The 17559-nt window shown below is 47.4% G+C and carries 6 protein-coding genes; 1 reads left to right on the forward strand and 5 read right to left on the reverse strand.

Going from position 1 to position 17559, the window contains the following annotated elements:
* Nucleotides 1-251 precede the first annotated feature (251 nt).
* Nucleotides 252-1475, reverse strand: a complete 1224-nt coding sequence (locus tag B2Z67_RS05085) for a glycoside hydrolase family 88 protein (protein ID WP_291528735.1) — start codon at nt 1473-1475, stop codon at nt 252-254.
* Between the two features lie 491 nt (nt 1476-1966).
* The gene (locus B2Z67_RS05090; RefSeq protein ID WP_291528736.1) at nt 1967-6097 is read right to left on the reverse strand and encodes a hybrid sensor histidine kinase/response regulator transcription factor; all 4131 of its coding nucleotides are present in this window, start codon (nt 6095-6097) and stop codon (nt 1967-1969) included.
* 454 nt (nt 6098-6551) lie between these two features.
* Here B2Z67_RS05090 and B2Z67_RS05095 point away from each other — a divergent pair, with 454 nt between their 5' ends.
* Nucleotides 6552-9407: a hypothetical protein gene (locus B2Z67_RS05095; protein ID WP_291528737.1), complete on the forward strand. Its 2856-nt coding sequence runs from the start codon at nt 6552-6554 to the stop codon at nt 9405-9407.
* Here B2Z67_RS05095 and ccsB read toward each other — a convergent pair.
* The 3 genes from ccsB to B2Z67_RS05110 form a co-directional block, all read right to left on the reverse strand.
* Nucleotides 9400-11871 (reverse strand): c-type cytochrome biogenesis protein CcsB, encoded by a 2472-nt coding sequence (gene ccsB / locus B2Z67_RS05100; protein ID WP_291528738.1) that lies wholly within the window; start codon nt 11869-11871, stop codon nt 9400-9402. The genes B2Z67_RS05095 and ccsB overlap by 8 nt on opposite strands.
* A gap of 345 nt (nt 11872-12216) precedes the next feature.
* A complete protein-coding gene (locus tag B2Z67_RS05105) occupies nt 12217-16209 on the reverse strand; it encodes an SUMF1/EgtB/PvdO family nonheme iron enzyme (protein ID WP_291528739.1) in 3993 nt (1330 codons plus the stop codon).
* Between the two features lie 195 nt (nt 16210-16404).
* On the reverse strand, nt 16405-17304 hold the full coding sequence (locus B2Z67_RS05110; RefSeq protein ID WP_291528740.1) for a PQQ-binding-like beta-propeller repeat protein: 900 nt from the start codon (nt 17302-17304) through the stop codon (nt 16405-16407).
* Between the last annotated feature and the right edge of the window lie 255 nt (nt 17305-17559).

Consider the following 17559-nt stretch of genomic DNA (forward strand, 5'->3'; position numbering starts at 1 on the left):
ACTCGTCACATAGCCCGCTATGCTCCTCATAAAAACAGAAAAACATCCTCGAAAATAACTCTCAAAACAACACTGAGCAAAATTTAAACAGGCTCTTAGACGCGGATGACGCAGCTCTCTTTTATCTTCCTGACGGAGTAACGTAGCGCAGCATTTAAAAAACTGCGTCATCTGCGTCATCCGCATCTAAAGAATTGCTTATATTGCAGGTGATAAGGGAGCAGCGTTACCTGATTTATCATTCATAATTCTCACAATATCGCCGTCCCCTCCTTCTCCAACTTAGCCTTCTTGAGCAGAGCCTCTAGGAAATAGTAATCGGCATAAACCAACGGTACATCCCTTTCAAAGTTGTGCGCTCCCGTGCTGTGTAGCAGTAAGAAACCACGATCGCCATCCAACTGCGCACGATAGGCGGTACTCAGGCTTTCCACAATCGTATCCGCCCACTTCTTGTACAGTGCCGCCTTCCCGGCATTATACGTGGACAGTTCGTACATGGCACAAGCCATCACGGCAGCGGCAGAAGCATCACGAGGTTCATTCGGAATGCCCGGAGCATCAAAGTCCCAGTAAGCTACCATATCTTCGGGCATCGCAGGATTGGTAAAGAGGTAATCAGCTATATTCTCGGCCTGTGAAAGGAATTCGGGCAATTGCGTTTCACGATAACACATGGTATAGCCGTACAGTCCCCATGCCTGCCCCCTCGACCATGCAGATTCATGATTATATCCCTGGTGGGTATGCTTGTGAAGCACGCCACCGGTGATGGTATCATAATCGAGTACGTGATAAGAGCTATGGTTATCGCGGAAATGGTTCTTCATCGTAGTACGGGCATGTGTGGTTGCAATAGTATAATATACGGAATCGCCGGTTTCCTTAAACGCCCAGTACAACAGTTCGAGGTTCATCATATTGTCAATAATAACCGGGCACTGCCACTTGTCGCGGCTATGGTCCCAGGAACGGATACAACCGATTGTGGGTTTGTAGCGTGTGATGAGTGTCGCTGCCGATTCCAACAGGATATCCTTGTAGGTTGCATCGTTAGTCAACCGATAACCGTTGCCGAAGCTGCAATACATCTTGAATCCCATATCGTGGGTTCCGCCGTTCGTCTTCTGGTCTTCTATATCCGCGGTGAATTCCTGGGCTTTCTTCTTCCAGAAGTCGTCGTTGGTGTACTGGTACATGTACCATAGTTCACCCGGGAAGAAACCGCTTGTCCAGTCTCTTGACGCTACCAGGCGCAAGGTACCGTCGTCGTCTATCGTACGGGGAGAAACCGGCTTTCTCTTCAACTGTTCTTCCGGCATGGCTGCTTTGGCCGAGTCAATCTGCGTAAAGGCATACATCAACTGCTGCCCGGCAAAATCAAAACTGTCTTTTACTACATTCACTTCTTTTGTTGTCGGGCTGCATGCTCCACATACCACCAATAACGACACTAATCCTGTTTTAAATTTCATAATACTTATCTAATATCTATGTTGTATAAAAATTGAATAAAAAGATTGCGCTAAGATAGGTGATTTATCTTAGCATGGCTTTCAATATTGTATTATTCATTTAAGATTCTATTCCAATTGGGCATAAAATACAGGCTATTTAGGGGTTTTCCTTGTTGAACACAGAGACACGGAGGCATAGAGGGTTTTATCTTGTTGAACACAGAGGCGCAGAGACCCAGAGTTTCTTTTTTCTTGTTGAACACAGAGACGCAGAGGCACAGAGAGTTTTTTCTCTGCGACGTAGTCGCCCTCTCTCTGTGTGCTCTCATTTCTTAAAAGAAAAATAAACTCGGTGTCTCTGCGCCTCTGTGTTCGAATATGAATTCTCAGTGTTCAGTTCATGAAGCACCTCATCCCGGCTGATGTACGGACTGTGCATAGATGACTATAGACCTTAGTGTACAATCATACCCAATGATTGCAGAGTTCAGCCCCCTCACCGCAGACACTCATAATAACTCCTGTTCCGGCGGCGAATAAAGTTTGGGTGCACTCGTCCTGTACTTCTGCGCCCACTCCGAAGGCGAATAGCCATAGAACGACTTGAAGCAATTGGTAAAATAGGCATGACTGTTGAAGCCCGCATAACCGGATATCTCCGAAACCGAGTAATTGGATTCCAACAACAGTTTGGCTGCAATCTCCAACCGTTTATTACGTATCAACTCTATCGGCGAAAGCTCCGTAACCGCCTTTAGCTTGCGATACAAATTGGCGCGGCTCAAACCCAATTCCTGACTTATCATTTCCACCCCCAGGTCGGCATTGGAAATGTTCTTTTCAATGATTGCGAAGAAATTCTGGGTGAAGCGGTCGTCGCCGGAAACAATCTCTATCCCCAGCGCCTCCGGAGAGAATTTCTTTCCATACAACTTCTTCAACTTCTCACGCGATTCCAGCAGGCTGTTGATACGGCAAATCAGCACATCCATGCAGAAAGGTTTCACAATATAATCGTCAGCACCCATAGAGAAACCTTCCTTAATATGGACCACCATAGACTTGGCAGTCATCAGCACCACCGGAATATGCCCAAGCTGCAAGTCCTGTTTCACACGCGAACACAGCTCCAAACCATCCATCCGGGGCATCATGATGTCACTCAGTATCAAGTCCGGATACTTCTCCATACTCAAAGCCAGCGCATCTTTCCCGTTATCCACATCCAATACGTGAAAGTAAGGCTCAAGGCACTCCTTCACATAGGTTCTTACTTCATCGTTGTCTTCCGCCAGCAGCACAGTCCACTTCTTCTCAATATCAAAGTGCATCTCCTTGCCCGAAGGTATGACGTCCTCCACCACCTGCCCGGTTTCTTCCTCCGTCAGTTGCGCTTCATCGTAAGCAGAACGGCTGATTGGGATATAGACTTCGAACACGGTGCCGGTGGGCTGATTGTGGGATACGGAAATCGCACCTTTATGCAAAAGCACAATGGAGCGCGTCAGACTCAATCCGATACCCGTCCCTACGTTTTCCCTGTTATCATCTTCTTCTTGATAGAAAGGAGAAAAGATATTCTTCATGCTTTCCCCGGAAATACCTTTTCCGGAGTCGATAACCGAGAGGTAGGCGAACTTCGTTTCATCAGGCATCTTGCCCAGTTCGTCCTGCCGCTCGCGTGGCAAATCGGCAAAAGTACGCTTGGATAAGGTAAATACCACCTTCCCTTTATCCGGAGTAAACTTCATGGCATTGGACAGGAGATTGAAAACCACCTTTTCCATGATAGATTTATCGAACCACGCCGACATGCGTTCTTCGCTCTTCTCGAAGGTGAAGTCAATGGATTTCTTCAGGGCAAGATGGTTGAAAGCATAATAAATCTCCTGCATGAACGAGTTCATGTCCGTCTTGGTGATATGCAGTTTTAATTTCCCTTCCTGATTCTTACGCAAATCCATCAACTGGTTTACAAGCAGCAACAGGCGTTGGGCATTACCGGATATCAGGCTTAGTTTGTTCTTCACGCCGGAAGAGAAACCGGACATGGATACCAGTTCCTGCAAAGGCGCAATAATCAGAGTCAGCGGCGTGCGGAGTTCGTGCGAGAAGTTGGTAAACATGCGTATCTTTGCCTGGTGGAACTCCTCCGACTGCAACTTCTCCTTCTGTTTGAACTGCAATTCGCGTTCCAACTTCTGCTTCTTCGCTATGTAATACATGATGAGTGTCATAACGGAAATGAACGCAACCACGTAGAACAGGTAAGCATACCAGGTTTTCCACAAAGGCGGGTGCACGGTGATTCGTATCTTGCGCGTCTGCTTGCTCCAGACTCCGTCGTTATTGGAAGCCTTTACTTCGAAGACGTACGTACCGGGACTCAGGTTGGTGTAGTAGGCTTCGCGGCGGTTGCCTATGTAATTCCAGTCTTTATCGTATCCTTTCAGGAAAGTGGCATACTGGTTTTGCCGGGCAAAAACAAAGTTCAGGGCGCAATAGCCGATGGAGATGTTGTTCTGATTGTAATTCAGTTCTATCTTTTCCACATCATCCAGTACGGTATTCAGGATTCCGGTTTCGCCCTCAGGCTCAATCACGTGGTTGTTGACAACCAACCTGGTGAACACCAGCGGCGGCACAAAGGAGTTTAATTGCAGTTCCTGAGGACTGAATGTTACAAAGCCGTTGTTTCCGCTGAAGCAGATTTCGCCATTGGGCAACAACGAACCGCTATGGGGGGTAAACTCGTAGATTCCGATACCGTTCAAAGAGTTATAATTGGTGAACTCTTCCGTATCCGGGTTATACTTGGAGATTCCGTTGCTGGCGCTAATCCAGAAGTTCCTGTCCGGGTCTTCCACTATGGCGCAAATGTCATTTTCAATCAGCCCCTGCTCCTTCGTTACAGTCTTGACGATGCCTTTCTCTTCATCATACAAGGCTATGCCGCCACCGAATGTACCTACCCATATACGTCCGGATGAATCGCGGATGATACTCGTTACGTAATTATTAAGCAACCGGTGCGGCTGTTCCTTATCCGTGTTGTAAGCAACGGCCTCTTTCCTGTTTATATCATACTTTATCAGGCCGTCGTTACGGGTGCCTATCAACACGACCCCGTCACGCAGTTCAAATATGCAACGGGAACTGGTAAACACACAGCTATCCCTCCCGCCGTTAACCGGAAAAGAAGTCTGCACTTCCTTCTTGTCAGACAGACGCGCCACTCCGGTACGCGAGTCGGAAGATATAATCCACAGGCTGTTGTCTTTAGTATGAAGCATGGAGTAAATGGACATATCTTTCGGGAACCGGTAATAGGGCGCGTACTGTTTAGTGCGGGTATTAAACTGAAAGATGGTTCCCTTGTTTGTTCCGCACCACAGGATATCTCCTTCCAGCAGAAGCCCTTTTATAATGTTCTGGCTATATTGCAGCCGCGAAGCATTGTCTATCGGGTAGTAGTGATATTGGCCGTTCTCCGGATTATAGTCGAGCAATCCTCTTCCTTCAGTTGCCATATACAGGCGCCCGTCGGGGGTGGCAAGCATGCAACCGTAGATGCCGAACAATGCGTCGAACACCGTGGCGGGGTCGTGGAAGTTGAACCGGTTATTAAACCTGCTGGAGTAACTCACTCCTCCGGCGTATGTACCTACCCATACGGTCAGGCTCCTGTCTACAAACAGGGAATAGATAGAGAAGTGGCTCAGGTTTCCCATTTCCAGAGAAGCGTCCGTATGTTTCCAGAGAGAATTGGTAGAAAGGTCTATCGTGTACAGTCCGCTGAATGTCCCTACGAGTAACTGTCCTTGCAGCTCGGATATAGCCCTGATGCTGTTGCTCGCCAAGATACTATTGTCTTTATGGAAAGTGATGATTTCTTCTTTCTCCAGATTCACCCGGTACAGTCCGGTAAAGTTGCTTCCCACCCATAGGCTTCCGTTCGAGTCTTCGTATACGGAAGAGATGGCGTTGCCCGGCAGTCTAAGTCCCCGGCTCTGGGTGTTGAGTTGCCGCTGTATCTTCATGTTCATGTCACAAACAAACAATCCCTTGGTTCCGGTTCCTATTAATATCTGGTGATGCCTTGTTTCATGAATCACCGAAACCGGTTCGTCTTTAATCTTCCCGTTGAGGTCGATGCGCTGAAAGACGTCCATTTCATATATATAAAGGTATAGTCCTTTAGGCGTTCCTACCCAGAGGCGGTTGCGGGAGTCGACAAACAGGCAGCGTATCTCGCTTTTGGCAAGAACTCCGTAGCGTTCACTGACAAAGGGCTTGATACGGTTCGTTTTTAAGTCCAGCTTATTCAGTCCACGGGCTGTACCAATCCACAGGTTCCTGTCACGGTCTTCGGCAAGCGCCTGGATATGGTTATCGCTTAGGCTTACCGTATCCTTCGGGTCGTGTTTATAAATCACGAACTCGCTTCCGTCGTAGCGGTTCAGTCCGTTGCGCGTACCAAACCAGATGAAGCCCTTAGTATCCTGGAATATCTTAAGAACAGAGATTTGCGACAGTCCGTCTTTCAGGTTCAGATTAGAGAAGTACAGGTTCTCATTGTTCTGGGCGGCTATCTTCAATGTTACCAATAAAGTAATCAGAGTTGGAATGTATTTCCTCATAGAATTGTGTTTTTCTTATTGTCTGTCGGACAAGTTTGTTTTTTTATCTCATAGTATTATCCACAGGGTTAATAACTAAAGCGAATCAGGAGTTAAAACTCCTCTAACTCCTGCGCTATGAATAATGCAGGCGGCATCACACACTATCATCTCCGTACCAAGTCCGTACCAAATTCGGTTAAGGGTACCTTTATACGGAGAAGGTACGGAGTTGGTACGGCTTTGACCCGGCTTTGGTACGGTGATAACTCCTCTAACTCCTAATTCGCATAACTAAAGCAAAAGTAGGAAATAAGCCGTTGAGGGGGTTGAAGTATTATCTCAAAAGCTTGAAGTATTAACTCAAAATCAGGTTTCCTAAAGTATTTGAGACGATTGTTAAAGCCTGTTTGGGGAGATTATCATATCTTGCGATACCTTATTGAAAGAAATAGTATCTAAAAATTAAAATACCATGAAAAGAATCTCAACCACATGTCTTCTGGCAGTTTATTCAGTGCTATCCCTGTTTGCTCAGCAAGCGGAGATGCCATATCAAGAAAAAGTGTACTTTCATACCGACAAGCCATTCTATCTGAAAGGTGATACCATCTGGCTGAAAGGTTACCTGGTGAACGCACGGACGCACAAAAATAGCGATGCGCAAAGTCGATTTGTGTATGTGGAGTTGGTAAACAAGAAGAATAAAATAATTCAGCGCAAGAAACTGATGGAAGAAAATGGTAGTTTCACCAATTTCATTGCTCTGACAAAGGACATAGAAGAGGCTGATTATCAGATTAGGGCTTACACCAATTATATGAGGAACCAGGACGAAGAGTTCTTCTACACCAAGCAGATACCTGTATATGCCAATGCCACAGCTCTACTCTCGGCGCAAGTGGAATACGAACAAGGGCCTGATAATGAAAAATACATCATCCTCACCCTGCTGCGTAAAGAAAAGACTCCATATTCTGGCTCCCGGGTAGAGTATATGATACAATCGAAGAAATCGGGAAATAAATTTCATCGCGCAAAGACCAATGCTGCCGGACAAATACGATTTAAATTGCCTAAACAGGAAGAGGGAGTGGAACCTTATGTTTACCTCACCTTGTACGAAGGAGAATCGGTGTTTCGCAAACGAATATACCTGTCGGTCGGTTACGAATATACGGTAGGCTTCTATCCCGAGGGTGGACACCTGATTGCCGGCGTAAGGCAACAAGTGGCATTTAAAGCCGAAACCAACACCGGAGAGATAATCAACATAAACGGGTATGTGCTGAACCAGAACAACGATACTGTAGCCAAACTCCGGAGTGAACATGGAGGAATAGGTTCTTTCTTTATTCAGGCAGAAGAAAAAGAAACGTTGCGTGCCGTTGTCACAGATGAGCAAAACCATAGACAGGTTATTAACCTGCCCGAAGCTTCTGCCAAACATGTGGCTCTATCGGTAACGCAAGACAGTGCTTCCGTCAGTTACAACATCAACTACCCCGCAGGCAAAGTACCGGAATCCGGTTTAGGCTTATTGGTTCATACTCGTGGGCAAACAATCGTGAACCACATCATGACTCGTGAAAATCTATCGGGAAGCATTCCCTGCGATTCGTTTCCTGAGGGGATAGCGCACTTTGTGTTATACAATCAAAAAAACAAAGTGGTGAGCGAACGGTTGGTTTTCATTAAAGAACCATCGCCCGTGTTTCAGCTTGTTGCATCGCGCAACCCGCTTGAGGGACGTAAACTCATTAAAGTAGGGTTGCGTGTACTCGACGACAAACACCGTTCGCTGCAAGGTGACTTCTCGTTGAGTGTAACTGACGACTATGCCGTCAGTATAGATTCTGTGGGGAATAACATCGTAAGCGAATTACTGCTGAATTCTGACTTGAAAGGACATATCCATGCACCCGGGTATTATTTCTCTTCCCATTCGCCTATGGTCGACAAACAGTTAGACCAGCTAATGCTTACCCATGGCTGGCGCCGGTTTGACGTACCGGCAATAATGCGCAAACAGGAAAACGAATTGAAATACCCAATAGAACGCCAACAAGTGATAAGCGGTTATGTGGAAACGCACTTTGATAAAAGGAGGCTATCGGATTTTGCACTGTTGGTTACCGGTGTACGAGAAGACCTCAAGCTAATTGAGAAAACAGATAAGAACGGAGAATTCTCTTTCACTCACAATTTCAGGCAACGACGCGATTTCCTTACTGATTTCTCAATTCAAGGTTTCGGCAAAAAGCCCAAGTGGAGATATGGAATCTACATCAATCAAAATATGACTTACCCCGATGCCGGCAAGATGCATTGGCAAAAGAGTGAGACGACGTTTACCAATAATGCTTTCCTCGAAGATGTGCGGAATGGACACATCTTGGTAGGAGGGCAGAAGGTATATCAATTGCCCGAAGTAGACGTTGTGGCATTGCAACTCTCTAACGGATGGACTTCGTTTAAAGTAGTAGAGCCTGAAAAGATAGACCAGATAGATGAAAAAACAGCGTTAGATTTGTTGAAGGTTACACCTAACGTTATTGTGTACTCAGGTACCGTGCGTGGCACTACAAAGCTCATAGCAATGACCACCAGTAAAGACTTTGCTATGAGGAACCCTTTTGACTCCGAAGGTAATGCCATGCCCCGGACACCATCTGCCAATGGATATGCTGAAAGAAGAACTACCAATGCGCAGAGTACACATGATAACAGAGGCGGGTTCTATTACCCAACACCGGTAACGGGCAACTGGAGACGTTTCTGGTCACCGGTACCTATAATCTTAGACGGACGTTTGTTGCAGAATATAGAAGATTTGGAATATCTGGACGCCCGCGACGTAAAAGCGATAGATTTTGTGCAGGATAAATCAACGTATACGGACAATCAGATTATAGATACATGGAAAGAAGAAGAAGACGACATGTTCGACGATTCCCCATTAGAGGTTTATACCCCGCAAGGTGCATTGATGCCGATTTATGTGATACGGCCTCAACGAATATATATCAGCACATATCTCTCAAAAGGAGTAATACCTTCTTCCGAACCTAATGTAGCCAGAGTGGGGTATTTGTCTTATGCTGCAAATGCAGAGTTCTACGCACCCCGATATCCCACCGAAGCAAGCCGCGAGATTGTAAACTCGGATAAGCGCACCACCATTCATTGGGAACCCAATTTCCGGTTGAATGAAAAAGGAGAAGCAGGATTGCATTTCTATACTGCCGACCGCCCCTCTACTTATACCATTGTGATAGAAGGAATAACCAATGACGGCAAAGTGTGCAGGTATGTAAAGCGGATTAGGTAGAGCGCTGTTTATACCCAGCATACACCATCAGCGCAAAAGCAAAGGCGTATGTAGCAAATACGGCAGTCAGTCCCGGTGGAGTATCGCCTCCACCATAGGAATGAAGTCCGGACAAGTAGTAATTTACGCCGAAATAAGTCATCAGCACCGAAGCAAGTCCTAACACGGACATGACGCTAAAGGCATAATCCGAACGGAGGGCAGGTAGAAAACGGGCATGCAGAATAAAGGCATAAACTACCATTGTTATCAATGCCCAAGTTTCCTTCGGATCCCATCCCCAATAGCGTCCCCACGACTCATTTGCCCATACGGCGCCGAGGAAAATACCCGCCGTCAGCAGATAAAGCCCGATGTGAAGAGACATCTCGTTTATAATGCGGAGTTCGCGTATATGCGGTCGCAGCAAAGCCACTTTCTGCGGATTACCCGTACTCATAAAAGCAAGGGTAAGCAAACCAAGCAGAAAACTGATTCCGAAGAAGCCATAGCTCGCCGTTATCACGGCAACGTGTATCATCAGCCAGTAGGATTTCAGTACCGGAACCAACGGAGTTATTTCCGGGTCCATAAAATTAAGATTAGCCACAAACAAGATGATACCTGCGAAGAAAGCCGCCAAAGCCAGTGTCATTGTTGAGCGTCTGATAAACAGAAGTCCCGCCAGCGCCGTCGCCCAGGCAACGTATATCATCGACTCGTAAGCGTTAGCCCAGGGCGCACGCCCGGATATATACCAGCGAATGCCGATTCCGAAGGTATGTAACATGAATACCAGCACCGTCAATGCAACCAGAGGGATGATAACGGCTTTGAACCAACGCTTCGGTTTCAACAACCGCCATACGGCAAAAGCCAGCAGCAACAACCCCACAGCCATATATCCCATAGCGGAGAAGAAGAACAACCGGGCTTTGTTATAAAACAACTCCCATGACACCTGCTTCTCCGTGAGCAAAGGTGTAACACTCTGCTTCTGCTGATAGACATTCATCATGGAAAGCACTTCCTCCGCTTTCGTCCAGTCGCCTGTACGCAAGGCATTGAAAGCCTCGTCCAGGTACCAGGGCATAATCTTCGTCACAAACAAAGAGTCTTTACCGGAGAACATACTTAAATCATCTCCGTGCGAGTACCACTTCCCGTTCGTATCTCCCGGCAATGGAAACAAGGCGAACATCTGCCCCTGCCGGAGCGAATACAGTATATTCACCTTTTCATCCAACTTCAGCAAATCTTTCTCCAGGCGCGAACGTTGGGCTACCGGACACGAATAGGCTTTATCTACCGCATCGGCTATCAGGTATGCACCGTTTTCATCGAATACATCGAAGAAACGGATGTATTTGCCCTGCGGCAGGGAGTATGCCTGTTGCAGTTCTTTATTCGTTTGCCGGATAAGAGGCACATTACCCCAATACGCAGGGTTGATAAGAAAACCGATAATGACCTGCCCGGCGCTAAGTCCCTGGAAGGTATCACTGCGATAGATTTTACGCAGCAGTTTGTTCGTATAAGTGTTTACCGGCTCAATACGCCCTGTGGGGCATTGCACCTGCATACGACCCCATTGTTCCGCCTGTTCGACGGGGATTGTATTCTTTAATAAAAGATTCACGTCAGCCTGCTGCGCAAATGACAGAGCGGGAAGACATGCTAACAAGAGGATGGGGGTTACTTGCTTCAAGCGTGTTGCCGTTGGCTGTCCTAACCGTGTTGCCGTTGTCTGTCGCAATTGCGTTGTCTGTCCCAATTGTTTTGCCAATTGGCGGAAGCGGGATTTCCTGTCGGCCAATGTCAACAACATGCCGGCAAGCAGCAGTGCGTATCCGATATACGTGACACCGGTACCCACAGCGTCATTATTCACCGTCAGCACCGTTCCCTGTTCATCCGCATCATAGGAGGACTGGTAGAGGCGGTAACCTTGTTCGTATATCACTTTGTTCATGTAGATATGCTCTCTTCTTTCCCCCTCTTCCGTGCGAATCGTAAGGAAACTCTCGAACGAGGAAGGACTGTGAGAACCGGGATAACGCACCAACTTGAAATCATCCAGACGGATGGAGAAAGGCAACAGGCGTTGCTCGTCCGTGGTACGCATGGACGATACGGTCTGCCCCTCCCTGATGTGCACAATGCCTTCGAAGCCGAACAAATTGGTAATCAACGCTCCCAGCAATATCACGATAAAGGAAAGGTGAAGCAGCAACACTCCATATTTGCGTTGCTGCCACAGCCGCGCCTGCCAGGCTGTGGCACAGAAGTTAATAACCAGCAATAATTGCAGGAGATAGAACAGCGGATTGTTATAAATCACTTCTCGCGCCATTGCCGTTCCCTGTGACTTCTCGATAAAAGTAGCTGCCGCCAGCAACACTATGTAGTGCACCAACAGTATCAGGGTTATCCTCCACGAGGTGAACATCGTTTTCAGGTATGTAACTATGTTGGGTTTTCTCATTTCTTGCGGGTTGTTTATTAAGATAATTACTCTGTTCGACACTTGCTAAAAACCCCTTCCAGAATACGTTCTGAGAGGGGGTATCTCACTATACGACTGAGATACCCTCAGTCGTATACTTAGGGTACCTCAGTCGTATAGTGAGATACCCTAAGTATGGGAGTGAGATTATGAAGAGTAATCCGGATATCACATTTGTATTCTTTTATATATAAATAATTAGGCGCGGATTACGCGGATTTCACGGATTAATTGCTGCGCTATGATTACCTGAAAGAAAAAAATCCGTGTAATCCGTGTAATCCGCGCCTAAAAAATCACTCATAACGCAGGAAAGGAAACCCTTTAATCCTCTATAATCACCCGGAAGCCCACATTATACACCTTCTGCCAAGGCAGATAAGACCTGCGGTAATAGGCGGTAGCTTCTTTCGGATGGTCATTCCAGGAACCTCCTCTCACTACTTTCTCCGTACCGGCGCCTTGCTGCTTCTCATCGTAAGGATAAGGAACATACCCGGAAGCAGTCCATTCCGCAACATTGCCCTGCATATCATACAAGCCCCAGGAGTTAGCCTGATACTGCCCACCTTTCACCATCAGCATATTACCATCGTCCACACCATTCTCCTTCGGCTGATACGTATAGTACTTATACCAAGGGTCATTCTCGCGCATCGGCATCGGATTTACACCACGGACAGCCATCTTATTCAGATTCTTATCCGCCAGATTCTCGAACTTGCCGAAGTCCGTATTCAAAGAACCATACCAGAACTCACCGTCACTACCCGCACGACAAGCCCATTCCCATTGCACCTCAGTGGGCAATGCGACCTTCTTACCGGTCTTCTCACTCAGTTTCTGACAGAAAGCCATCGCTTCTTCCCAATTCACGCGGATAGCAGGTTGTTCCGGATTATTAGCCGGATACCCCTCGTGTACGTGGTCTTTCCACAACTGGCGGATGAAACGGCTGTCGTGTTCCGGGAATATGGTACGGAACTGTTCGTTGCTTACCTCTATCTCACCCATCCAGAATGCCTTCTTCACCACTTGCTTATGAGCAGGAGAATAGTCGGAATGCCCCCTGTTGCTACCCATTACGAACGAACCGGCAGGAATGCGCACAAAGTTCATCTTTATGCCGGGAGCCAATTCAATGCTCATTTTGGTTTCGCCTTCTTTGGCGTACATGGACTGCACCGCAGAATCATCAAACGGCCAGCCTTTCACTTTCACGTCCTTGTCTTTATATACTTTCCTCTCCGGTCTTACGGGAGTTGGTTTTCCCTGTCCTTCCAGGTAGTTGGCATACGAGCGTATTTCAGCTTGCCAGTCAACGCCGGAACCTGCATACTTCTCCGTCAACTCCGTACGGCGGCTGATTTGCTCTACTCCCTTAAATTCATTGGCATTGAACTTACCATGATAAGGAGCATTGAAGTCAATCCAGTTATACAGGGCCTGCCACTCTTTATCCGTCAGTTCCACCCCATGATGGCCGGTCTTCAGAATCTTGATTAGCGGACTTACGGAAGCATGATATTCGTACGGGTCGAGCACTTCAATCTCAGCCTCGGGGCCTTGACGATAGACATAAGGATGCAGATTGAGATAGCTTACTCCGAACTTGGAGAACTTATCAATCTTTCCACCGGTAAAGTCCGCCAACTTGTTGGAGCCATCGTGGCAGGCAATACAAGCGCGGTCGAGCACAGGCTGTACCTCCAAATCGAACGTGAAAGAACGTGCGCCGCCTTCCGGTTTTGTAATGGCATGGGGAGGCCTTGCCGAGGCTTTCACACGCTTCGGTATGGGCAACAGGTTCTGGTCTTCATGGCAACCCACGCAGGACACCGTTTCACCGGGCATACCGGTCAACCAGCTACGCATCCATTGAACGGCGCGTCCTTCGGAATCCAACGGTTGCAACGAAATCGGTGTATTGGCCGGAATGGTAAAGATAGCCGAGCCATCCTCTTCCACAGGAACCGTACCCAGCAAACGTTTAATATCCCAACCGCTTTGAACACCCTGCGCCCAGTGGTCGGACGGAGTTCTGATATAGGCATATTCATAGGCAAGTACGCGGAGGGCTTTCACTGTACCGCGGGGCACGCCCTGCAAACCTTCGCCTTCGTATATGTCCTGAATGAAGACGGTAGCATCCTTGCTGCCCGGCTTAATCTTCTCAGGTATAACGGGAGGAACAGGACGTTTCACCACCGGGGTGGGGCAAATAAGGCCTTCACCCTCAAACTCGGCTATCAACGTAAGGTTGTCGTACACGTCTATCAGATAGATTCCCCACAGGGCGTTTTCGTTCAACTTGGCAGTTACGAGGTAGTATTTGTCCGTCAACGGATGAGGCTTGATGAACTGAGGCCATACGCCGTTCACCAACTCGTCTTTCACAATCGGTTCAATCTTGCGGTCGCGGAAAGGTAATTCCTGTAACATGCCTTTCTCTGACTTACGGCTCTTTGAAGGGTCAAACAGCATCAGGCGTCCGGAACGCGTCACTCCATGATGACCCGATATCACGCCGACGAACTGTGAAGAACCACCCGGCAGAGGCTTTGCATCAAAAGTACTGTTCGGGAAATAAGAGCCGCTGCCGTATAAAGACTTCTGCTCCGTTCCATCCGGATTCATGTGCATCACGAAACGGGAGAAATAGTGGGTCAGGTCGGTATATTCCCAGCGGGTGTACATGATGCGGCCGTTGTTCATCACCGTAGGCGCCCAGTTGGCGTCCTGGTCAAAAGTCAGGCGACGCAGTGAACCGTCTTTCGGGTCATACAAACACAGGTTGCCCACTTCGTCGTTACCATTCACACACGGCACACCGTTGTATCCGATATTGGAAACGGTAATTATCTTGCCGGAAGGCAGATAGGTGGCATCAAAGAATTCCAGGTCTTTCTCCGGAGTTTCAACCAGTTTCTTTAAGCCGGTGCCATCCAGCTTTACTTCAAATACCTGCCAACGGCGATCGGTATCTACCATCGAGAACATCACACGTTCGGCATCCCAATGCAACTTCAAGTCGGGCACCGAAGAGCCGTTCGTTGGTTTAAAGATTGTCTTTGTTTGGACGTCGCCGCGCAGGTTAGTCAGTTCCGCTATCTCGGCATCGAAACCACTGCGTGAGGCGGAAGTCTGGTTAGACCAGTTGTTGTTCTGAGTACCCATGGCACGCGGATTTACCTGGCGGGCGGATGTTCCTATCCTGTAACGTCCGACAATAATCTTGTCCATATCCAACGCCGTATTTGCCAGCAGGATATCGCGTCTCAGTTTCAAAGCTTTGTTAGCCGCTTCTATGGCAGATGCATCGTTGCGGTAGATGCCGGAAAAGCCTTTCACCGTCAGCATTTTCAATTCCAGAAGTCTTGCCTGATTCGTGCTTTTGTCATACTTGGCGTCTTTAGCCATATCATTATAAGCCTCTTCGACGGCACGCATGTTCAGCCAACTCAAGGATTCCTGCAACTGATATACTTTCATGGCATCCTGTGCCAGACGTAAATAGCCGGCCACCTGGTCGTCCAATGCCGGCTTTGAGGCTATCTGTGCAATCTGTGCGTTGAAGCCGGACTTGTCATTCAGCAGGTTCACAACTTCCGCTGCTATGTTCTTTTCGATATCGGCATTATGGGTGGTTACCAGCGCTTTCATGTCACTTCCGCCAAACGGCAGAAACATGGTAGCTTCTGCAGGATAAGCGGCTACAATGGCGGAAGCGGCTTCCGAACCGGTGATACCCTGGAGACGGAAGATTACCGTACCGGCGGAAGAGCGGTTCTCCAAACCAATCTCTGCTTCAAAGCGAACGTATTTCTTATTCAGGGGGACTACAATCTGCGCGTTTGCGTTCGCCATTATTGTGCGTTTGTAGGTTTTTCCCTTCATAACGACGTTCTCTTTTTTGGCATTTTCATTGAAACGCAGGCTGCCGCTACCGGTATTCTTAAAGGTGCTCTGCAAATCATTCAGCCAAACGGATGAGCCGTCGGCGGCTATTAATCTGGCGTTTGCCCATACCGCCTGGTCGTCTGCCGTACCGTCCACAGTGCCCCAGGTATAAAGTACCATTTCATCCAGTCCCGTTACATCTGCCGAGAATGGTATTGCCGCTTCTTTTGCCTTAATCACACGGGAGGCAACCGGTAAACAGGTCTTCTGCATTTCGGCATAAGCCTGGTTTTTGGCTGCAACAATGCTTTCCACCCACGTAGCAGGCGCTGTTGCCTTTACACTTGCCCGGCGCTGTGCCGTGACGGAGAGTGATAAAGCAACGCATACAGACATTACTAATACTTTCTTGTTCATACTATTATGTTCTAAAATTAATCTTCTATTTAAGTTCGCATGTTTTATGTTATTAATCAGTAGTAATTCTACTGATAATCAGTTGTAACTCTATTATTAATCAGTAGTATCTCTATTAGTTATTAATAGAGTTACTTCTGATTATTAACAACATGCGAAGCATGAGTATTTTACTTTCTGTAGTTAAAGGAGTTATCACTTCGTTAGGAATTTAACTCCTCTAACTCCTGAAACATAACAAGCCGCAGATACCTTACCTGCATTAGCCTTATCATTCAAGCTCCACACCACCTTTCCGTCTTCATCGACTTCAATCAATTGCGGTTCATCCACTCCTGCTTCCTTCGTATGTCCATGCCAGTTACAAATCAACAGGTTGTTATTCTTCAACCGCAGGACTTGCGCAACAAACAGCAAGGATGCTCCATTCAGGTAGTTTACCCGTTTCAGCTCTTTACCGGTTTTACGGTCAATCACCATATAATAATGCCCATCGCCGCAAGGCAGCAACAGATTCCCGCCTGGGAGTTCGAGTGATGAGAAAGGCCGTCCGTCAATCTGATGTTCGGCAACGACCTTGCCTTTGCGGGTAACTTCCACGACTTTCTGCTGCGCCATTACCGGTATCAGGTAGTTCTTGTTACGAAGCTGAAATACCTGCCGGAACTGGCTGTGGGGCTTTTCGATGTCCAAATTCAGCGTCACCCGGTTTACTTCCTTCCCGTTCTTGTCCAGTTCTACAAACAGGGCGGGGTTACCGCATATTCCCAGTAATACGCCTCCGTTGCGCAACAAGGTGGCCGACTGTACTTCCGTTTTGCCGGGCGCTTGGTAATCCCAAACCACTTGATGGTTCCACATTACGAGTTTCGCTCCCCGTTTATACGAGTACAAGATATCTCCTTTCTTGGTCAGGGCAACCGAATTACATTCTTCTCCTTTCTCCAGGGCATGACGCCACTCTACTTTTCCCGTCTGTTTGTCCAACAGCAGGATATCCGGATTTCCGGAGCCGGCAACCAGGAGTTTATCCTGTGCCGCCGCCCGGAGTCCTACGGAAAGCATAATCCAAATAACTATATAAAACTTCATCATTGCTGTTGTGGTTAAATGCTATTTTAGCCTGCATTATTCATGCTTCAGGAGTTAGAGTAGTTAACGTAGTTATCAGCCAACAAGTTGGCTTAGGAGTTAAAGCCGATAGTATGGTTATACGATTCACGGAGTATTGGCTTTAACTCCTTAACTCCTAACGAAGTGATAACTCCTTTAACTACAGTATGAATAATGCAGGTTAAGTAGCTGGCATAATGAGTATAATTCTTTAGACGCGGATGACGCGGATCTCTT

Origin of the sequence: Bacteroides sp. UBA939, assembly GCF_002293435.1 — a bacterium.
In the GTDB taxonomy this organism is placed as follows: Bacteria; Bacteroidota; Bacteroidia; order Bacteroidales; family Bacteroidaceae; genus Bacteroides.